General features: G+C 64.5%; 8 protein-coding genes. 3 read left to right on the top strand and 5 right to left on the bottom strand.

From position 1 onward, the window contains the following. Nucleotides 1-462 precede the first annotated feature (462 nt). Together AC2VOU_RS19405 and AC2VOU_RS19400 are read left to right on the top strand one after the other, a co-directional pair. Nucleotides 463-1,473: an acyl-CoA dehydrogenase family protein gene (locus AC2VOU_RS19405; protein ID WP_486958821.1), complete on the top strand. Its 1,011-nt coding sequence runs from the start codon at nucleotides 463-465 to the stop codon at nucleotides 1,471-1,473. Further along, complete coding sequence (locus AC2VOU_RS19400; protein WP_486958820.1) at nucleotides 1,457-2,635, top strand: acyl-CoA dehydrogenase family protein; 1,179 nt, start codon at nucleotides 1,457-1,459, stop codon at nucleotides 2,633-2,635. Before AC2VOU_RS19405 ends, AC2VOU_RS19400 begins: the two co-directional genes overlap by 17 nt. 3 nt (nucleotides 2,636-2,638) lie before the next feature. Here AC2VOU_RS19400 and AC2VOU_RS19395 read toward each other — a convergent pair whose 3' ends face one another. The 5 genes from AC2VOU_RS19395 to AC2VOU_RS19375 all read right to left on the bottom strand — a co-directional run bounded on the left by AC2VOU_RS19395 (nucleotide 2,639) and on the right by AC2VOU_RS19375 (nucleotide 6,343). Continuing rightward, nucleotides 2,639-3,040 (bottom strand): hypothetical protein, encoded by a 402-nt coding sequence (locus AC2VOU_RS19395; protein WP_486958822.1) that lies wholly within the window; start codon nucleotides 3,038-3,040, stop codon nucleotides 2,639-2,641. Between the two features lie 72 nt (nucleotides 3,041-3,112). Then, nucleotides 3,113-4,468, bottom strand: coding sequence for a cytochrome P450 (locus tag AC2VOU_RS19390; RefSeq protein WP_486958819.1), 1,356 nt, complete (start codon nucleotides 4,466-4,468; stop codon nucleotides 3,113-3,115). A 50-nt stretch (nucleotides 4,469-4,518) separates the two neighbouring features. After that, nucleotides 4,519-4,719 carry a ferredoxin gene (locus AC2VOU_RS19385; RefSeq protein WP_486958818.1) on the bottom strand — a complete coding sequence of 67 codons (201 nt, stop codon included), beginning with the start codon at nucleotides 4,717-4,719 and terminating at the stop codon, nucleotides 4,519-4,521. 8 nt (nucleotides 4,720-4,727) lie between these two features. Next, a complete protein-coding gene (locus AC2VOU_RS19380) occupies nucleotides 4,728-5,600 on the bottom strand; it encodes a mycofactocin-coupled SDR family oxidoreductase (protein ID WP_486958817.1) in 873 nt (290 codons plus the stop codon). A gap of 41 nt (nucleotides 5,601-5,641) precedes the next feature. Continuing rightward, nucleotides 5,642-6,343, bottom strand: coding sequence for an SDR family NAD(P)-dependent oxidoreductase (locus AC2VOU_RS19375; protein ID WP_486958816.1), 702 nt, complete (start codon nucleotides 6,341-6,343; stop codon nucleotides 5,642-5,644). Nucleotides 6,344-6,599: 256 nt separating this feature from the next. On the opposite strand from AC2VOU_RS19375, the gene AC2VOU_RS19370 reads away from it, so the two are divergent. Further along, a partial coding sequence (locus AC2VOU_RS19370) for an aldehyde dehydrogenase family protein (protein ID WP_486958815.1) occupies nucleotides 6,600-7,567 on the top strand: 968 nt, incomplete at its 3' end.

The raw sequence follows: 7,567 nt of genomic DNA, 5'->3' as shown, positions 1-7,567 counted from the left end.
CCGAACGCAGTTCTTTGTTGGACGCGAAGAAGATGTGAACGCTCGCGTCGATCAGCGGCGTGCGCGTACCGTCTGGGTGCTCGATCACCTAAACCGCCCTTCGCGAATCGACTGACCGAGTCGAGGTCTTCAGCAGTCGTCTAGCCAAACTAACATCTCCATTGGCCGCTGTTCAACGGGTTTCCGGTAAGCATTTCGATTATGCGTTTCGCCTGATAGAGGCCGCCATCGAGCGCCAACGGCGGAACTGGTGTTCTGCCCCAGCGATAATACCATTCTCTGGCCTCGGCGCCGGCTGTCCGGATCACCCGTGGCCCCGCTCGATCGGGCCTGTATCGCGCCGGTGACACCGGAGTCGGGGCCAGGTTTGATGAACTCGGCATCGAAAAGGACGAGATTGCGACTGCGCTAATAAGAGAATAGTGTTCTCCTATCACGTTGACGATCTGAGGAGTTGGCTGGATGCTGCTGGAATTCGACGCCGATCAGCGGCTCTGGCAGGACACCGTCCGCGACGCCGTCGGCAAGCAGTGTCCGCCGACGCTGGTCAGAGGTGTTGCCGAGGGCGGCGTGGATCCGGGGCCGGCGTGGAAGGCCTACGTCGCGCACGGCTGGACCGAGTTGAGCGATCCGGAGAATGCCGTCGAGCTGGCCATCGTTCTCGAAGAGCTGGGTCGTGCGACCGACCCGACCCCGTTCCTGGCGACCATGAGTCAATACGCGCCCCTGGTGGGGGACCGCTTCGACTCCCGGGCATCCGGCACCGCCGTCCACAGCGGCATCACCGTGCACCGCGACGGCGACGAGTGGGTGCTCGATGGCACGGCCCGGCACGTGCTCGACGGCGACCGGGCCGAATGGCTGGGCGTGGTCACCGATGCCGCGGTGTTCGTCGTCAAGGCCGACGACGCGGGAGCGCAGTTGTCCCGACGGCGCAGCGCGGTGCTCGACCCGGTGCTGCATGTTGCTGACCTGACCTTCAGCGGACTGCGGCTACCCGATGCCGCTCGGGTGCGTGTCGACACCGAGCGGGCGCACCACGTCGCGCTGATGGGCATGGCGATCACCATGGTCGGTGCGTGCCAACGCATCCTGGATCTGGTCCTCGACCACGTGCGCAGCCGCCACCAGTTCAACGTAGCGATCGGATCGTTTCAGGCGGTCCAGCACAAGGCCGCCGACATGCACGTCGCGATCGAGCGGGCACGCGCCCTTGCCTACTACTCCGCACTGACGATCTCGGCGCACGACCCGGGCCGCCGGCTGGCTGCCGCGATGGCGAAAGCCGCTGCGGGCGAATGCCAGTCGCTGGTATTCCGACACGGCCTGCAACTTTTCGGCGCAATGGGATTCACCTGGGAGAACGATCTCCAGTTTGCGCTGAAGCGGGCCAAGGCCGGCGAGTTGATGCTCGGCGGGACCGCCGAGCACCGCGCGAGAATTACCGAGGAGTACCGTGCAGCTCACCTTTGATCCCGACGTCGAGGCGTTCCGCGACGAGTTCGTCGCTTTCCTCGACGAGCACGTGCCGGCGGCGACGGCGGAGGCGCTGGAGCGGCCGAAATCGGTGTCCCACATGCCCGCTTGGGCTCGTCGCTGGCAGCGGCTGCTGTTCGACAACGGCTGGCTGCTGCCCACCCAGCCGCCGGAATTCGGTGGCCGCAATGCCACTGTCTTGCAGCAGTATGTGTACCTCGAAGAGCTGTGCAAGCGCCGGATATACCACAGCTTCAATCCTCAAGGTGTGAATATCATTGCCGCGTCGCTGATTTCATTCGGCAGCGACGAGCAGAAACAGCATTGGGCGGTGCCGATCCTACGGGCCGAAATCACCGCATCGCTGGGTATGAGCGAGCCCAGTGCCGGCTCCGACCTGGCGTCATTGCGGACGAAGGCGGTACGCGACGGCGACCATTTCGTGGTGAACGGACAGAAGGTGTGGACCTCGGGCGCTCACGATGCCGACGTGTTGCTGACTTTCGTGCGCACCGATCCAGATGCACCGAAGCACAGGGGAATCAGCGCACTGGTGATCCCCACCGACACACCCGGTGTGACGCGTCGGCCGTTCCCGGATATCTGCGGCCAAGACAATCTCGACTTCAACGAGGTGTTCTTCGAAGACGTTCGGGTTCCGGCGGAAAATCTCGTCGGACCCCTCAACCAGGGCTGGGGAGTGGCCAACGGATCGCTGGGACACGAGCGCACGATGATGTGGCTCGGCTTCGCCGACCGCCTGGACAACGTCATCACCGATTTCCAGCCGGGAAACGCGATCGAGCGCGACCAGTACGCCACCGCGGTGATGGACCGCCAGGCGCTGCGCCTGCTCGGGTCGGTGGCGCTGGCCCGTGCCGCGCGCGGAGAAGAGGACGTGCCGGCCCTGTCGGTGCTCAAGTTGCTGGGTTCGGAGGCCGAGCGTCAGGCGTGCGAAAATGCCTTGTCCGCGGCGGGATCCGACGGGCTGCTGCACCCAGCGCTGAGCGGGCCCTACGAGCCGATGAATCTCGATCACTACTACGGCAGTTGGTTTGAGCGCTACGCGCGCAGCTTTGCCGGAACCATCGCCGGCGGCACTTCGGAGATCCAGCGCAACATCATCGCCCAGCGGGTACTGGGGCTGCCCGCCCGCTGAACCTTAGAACCGGACGAGGTTGAACGGCCAACTGGCGGTGCCACCCGGCGCACCGCCGCAACCGGCGTCGTAGGCGGACGTCACCGAACCGCTCAGCGTCACCGCGTCCCAGGTGTAGACGTCGTGGGACGGCAGGAAGTAGACCGTGCAACGCACTCCGTCGGGGACATCGACCGGCATGGTGTATTGGCCGTTCGTCAGATGTGCGACGGCGTACCACGGCGTGGCTTGGCCGTTGGGCCTTGGCTGGGCCTGGTCTTGGAGGCAGTCATCGGCGTGCGCCGGCTCGCAGGGCCGCAGCGCCCAGAGCCAGGAGTGACCCGGGTCGCGCGGCGACTCCACCTGGTAGTTTCCGTATGGCATGTGGGCGTGGGCCACCGACGGCAGCGCCACAGCGGCTGCCATCAACGCCAAGCTCAGCACCAACGACTTCACCTCATAGACCCTTCCGTTCGTGGGCTGAATATAGGCCGTTTTTCAGTCGATGACGGCGGTTTCCTTGCGCTCGGTGATGGGCAGGGCCAGTTCCTGCTCATCACAGATCGTCTGCAACTTCTCCAGCGTTTCGTCCAGGCCCGCGCCGAGTCGCCTACCGGGGGTGAAGGTGGCCGGCAGGTGCCGCATGCCCTGGATGACCCCGATGGTCTCGTAGTGCACGGTTCCTTCGGGGTCGCACACGTAGTCCGGCATCCGGTCGAGCACCGCGGTCAGCATCGACTTGAACACCGTCCGCGCCACATTGGAACCGATGCAGCGGTGGACGCCGAGGCCAAAGCTGAAGTGCCGATTGCCTTTCCGGTCCAAGATAATCGCATTCGGGTCATGGAAAACCGACGGGTCACGGTTGGCCATCGCCCACGAGATCCACAGCCGCTCACCTTCTTTGAACTGTGTCCCTTCGAGTTTCACATCGTCGGCGAAGGTGCGGCCGTCGCCGGGGGCCGGTGTGTAGTAGCGCAGGAACTCTTCGGTGGCGGAGTCGAGCAGAGTGTCCCGCTCGCGGCTGAGCCGTTCGCGTTCGTCGGTATGCTGCGACAACCACTCCATCGCATGAGCGGTCAGCGCGGTGGTGGTGTCGAACCCGCCGCCGATGACCAAGCCGAGGTTGCCCATGATTTCGAGGTCGGGTGCGGGCTCGCCATCGATACGTAACTGCAGCAGCCCGTTGACAATTCCGGGCCGCGGGTTCTCTTTGATCTCGACCATGTTGGTCAGCAGATCCAGACCCATTTGCCGATGCATGGCGACGATCTTGTCGATGTCGGGGGAGTGCTCCGGGGTGTACACCGAGGCGTGCACCGGTTCACTGTAGATCGCCCAGTTCTTCAGCGGGATGCCCAGCATCGCCAGCGTCAGGACGGCGGGCACGATGTTGGCGAGGTCGTCGACGAAGTCGATGCGGCCTGCCTCGATCTTCTCGTCGAGGCAGGCACGGGTCACCTCGTCGATGAACGGCACCCATCGCTTGACCGCCGCTGGCGATAGATATGGGTTGAGCACGGTGCGGTAGATGCGATGCTCGGGATCATCCATTTCCAGGATGCCGCCGCGCACCCCGCTCGCACGCTTGGCCTTGGGGATCGAAATGCCCTGGTAGCCTTTACGTTCACCATTGATGTCGTGGTCGTTGGACACGACCGGGCAGCGGGCCAGCTCGAACACGGCGCTGCTGCCGCCGGCCACCCAGTGGCCGCCGTAGGTGTCGGTCCATGCGACCGGACACTTCTGGTGGATCTCTTTGGTGATCTTCTCGAATTGTTCGCGGTACTCGGGCGTATGCCGGTCGAAGTGGTAGCGATTCTTCTTGCGGTCGATCTCGTCGTCGACGTTCATGAGGTCTCCGTTTTGTCTGGTGCCGACCCGCTGTGCGCGGCTACGCCGCGTTAGCGATCGTCACGGATCAGGATGGCTTGCTCGGGGCAGGAGCGCGCTGCTTCGCGCACCGCGTCTTGGTCTTCTGCCGGAACGTCTTCCGTCACGGCCGACGCGTGGCCTTCGATGTCGTCGAGCTCAAATGACGCGGGCGCGATCATGGAACACAGCGTGTGCCCCTGGCAGCGGTCTGAATCAACTCGGACTTTCATGGGTTCCCTTACGTGCGGTAGTCGTACCACTTGAGGTAGCCGCCGGCATCGACACGCAGCTGCAAACCGGTGACATACCGGGCTTCGTCGGAGGCCAGCCACAGCACGGCGTTGCTGATGTCCTCCGGTTCGACGAACGGGATCCTCATCGCCTGCTGCACAGCGAAAACCGGTTCGGCGTCAGCGCGAGTGGGGTTGTCGAGATCTGGCCGGAACGAACGGTACATCGGTTCGCTCTGCAGCATGGGCGTGTTGGTGTTGGTCGGGTGCACGACGTTGGCCCGGATGCCGAAGGCCGACAGTTCGGTCGCGAGGTCATGGACGTAGCTCGACAATGCGCGTTTGGAGTGCACATAGGCCATCCCGCCCGGGTCTTTGCCGGGGTTGTCCTTCTTCGAGGTGTCCATCAATGCGGCGGTCGATCCTGTCGCGACGATCGAGGCTCCCTCGTTGAGGTACGGCAGCGCAACCTGAATCGTGTTGATCGTCCCGATCAGGTTGGTGTTGATCACATCGGTCCAGGCCTGCAGTGGGGGCCGGCCTTTCATGCCGGCGACCCCGGCCGCCGTCACCACGATGTCCAACGTGCCGAACTCGGCCAGTCCGCTTTCCAGCACCGCGTGCAGCGCTGCCGCGTCACGAACGTCGGCCTGCGCGAACACCACTCGTTGACCGGTTTTTTCGATCAGCCGCGCGGTCTCCTCGAGATCCTCCGGGCCCGACATCGGGTAGCCGATCGTGCTGATGTCATGGCAGATGTCGACAGCGATGATGTCGGCGCCCTCTTCGGCCAGCCGGACGGCGTGACAGCGGCCCTGGCCGCGGCCTGCGCCGGTAACGAAGGCAACCTTGCCCGCGACCCGGCCCTTGGTTTCGCCCACTACGTCTCCTCACGATTCTATTGACGAAATTCTCACGGTTGCTATGTGTTTCGGCCGCCGTTGACGCCCAAGATCTGACCGGTGATGTAGCTGGCTTCCTCGGACACCAAAAAGGCGCAGGCCGCCGCGATGTCTTCGGGCTTGCCGATCCGGCGCACAGGCGTTGCGGCGATGGTCTTTTCGATGTCGCCGAGGTTGCCGCGCCGCTCGGCGTTGCGCAGCATCGGGGTGTCGATGAAGCCCGGAGGTATCGCGTTGACCGTGATGCCGTTCGGGCCGTACTCCAGGGCCAGCGACTTGGTCAGGCCGTTGACTGCGGATTTGGCGGCGACGTAGTGGGACATGAAAGGGGCACCGGAGTGCGTGCTGGACGAGGAGATGTTGACGATGCGCCCCCAGCCGGCGTCCAGCATGTCGGGCAGCACAGCCTGGATCATGTGGAAGACCCCGTTGAGGTTGACATCGATCAGGCGCTGCCAGTCGTCGAACTCGATGTGGGCGAAGCGCTTGAACCCGTCAAGCCCGGCCGCGTTGACCAGAACGGTGATCGGCCCCGCCGCTTCGCGGATGCCGGCCAGCGCGGCGTCGATCTGCCCGCGCTTGGTGACATCGGCGGTGAACGCGAGGTCGGCGTCGGGCGGTTCGAGGTCGATGGTCGCGACCCGGTAGCCGTCCTTGCGCAGTCGCGCGACGATGGCAAGGCCGATCCCCGAGCCGCCGCCGGTGACAACAGCCGTTCTCACGGCGTCGCCGGGATAGGCGTCATACCGCACACAAAGAATCTCCCTTCCAGATGCGAGAACCCTACTCTCGCGTTGTGGGGGCTCGCAAGGCGATGCAGAAACCGGCCCCAACCTGGGTTGACGCCGCAATCTGTAGGTGCATATAGCGCCTACGAGGACAGCAGTCTCGTTTCTCCCGTTTCGTTGAATTCTCGTACAGGGAATGTAATATTCGCCCCGAATGAGAATGTAATTATCCCGATGTCGAGGAGCCCGAATGCCACCGCACGCCGCGACGATGCAGGACGCGCAGGCATCGACAGATAGCGGGCCTGACCGGCGGCTGCTGATCGACGGCGAGCTTGTCACCGCCGAGCACGTCTTCGCGTCCCTCAACCCGGCCACCGGTGAAGTGCTCGGTTACGCCCCCGACGCCGGCCTCGCCGAGGCGCAGCGCGCGATTGCGGCCGCGCGACGGGCCTTCGACACCACCACGTGGTCGACCGACACGGAGTTCCGCATCCACTGCCTCGACCAACTGCATCAGGCGCTGCTCGACCGCGCCGAGGAACTGCGTGAGCTCACCATCGCCGAGGTGGGCGCGACACGCGCCCTCACTCACGGCGCCCAACTCGACGAGCCAATCAAGATCGTCCGCTACTACGCCGATGTGCTGCGCAACTACTCGATGACCGAGGATCTCGGTGAAATCGAATCCCGCGGCATGCGGCACAAGCGCTGGGTGGAGAAGGAAGGCGCCGGCGTGGTGGGCGCGATCATCGCCTACAACTACCCGAACCAGCTGGCATTGGCGAAGCTGGCGCCGGCGCTGGCGGCCGGCTGCACAGTGGTATTGAAGGGCGCTCCGGACACCCCGCTGGTTACTTTGGCGCTCGGCGAGCTGATCGCCGAGCACACCGATATCCCGCCCGGCGTGGTCAACGTGCTCAGCTCGTCGGATTCGGCTGTCGGAGAAGCGTTGACGACCAGCCCGGACGTCGACGTGATCACGTTCACCGGGTCGACGCCCGTGGGCCGTCAGATCATGGCGGCGGCCAGCGAGACCGTCAAGCGCGTCTTCCTCGAACTCGGCGGAAAGTCGGCGGTCATCCTGCTCGACGACGCCGACTTCGCCGGCGCGAGTGTGTTCGCGGCCTTTTCGATGGTCACCCATGCCGGCCAGGGCTGCGCGCTGACTTCGCGGCTGCTGGTGCCCAGAAAGCATCACGACGAGATCGTCGAGTT

This window comes from Mycobacterium sp. TH-M25 (genome assembly GCF_057473665.1).
This window is presented reverse-complemented; position numbering and strand designations above follow the sequence as displayed.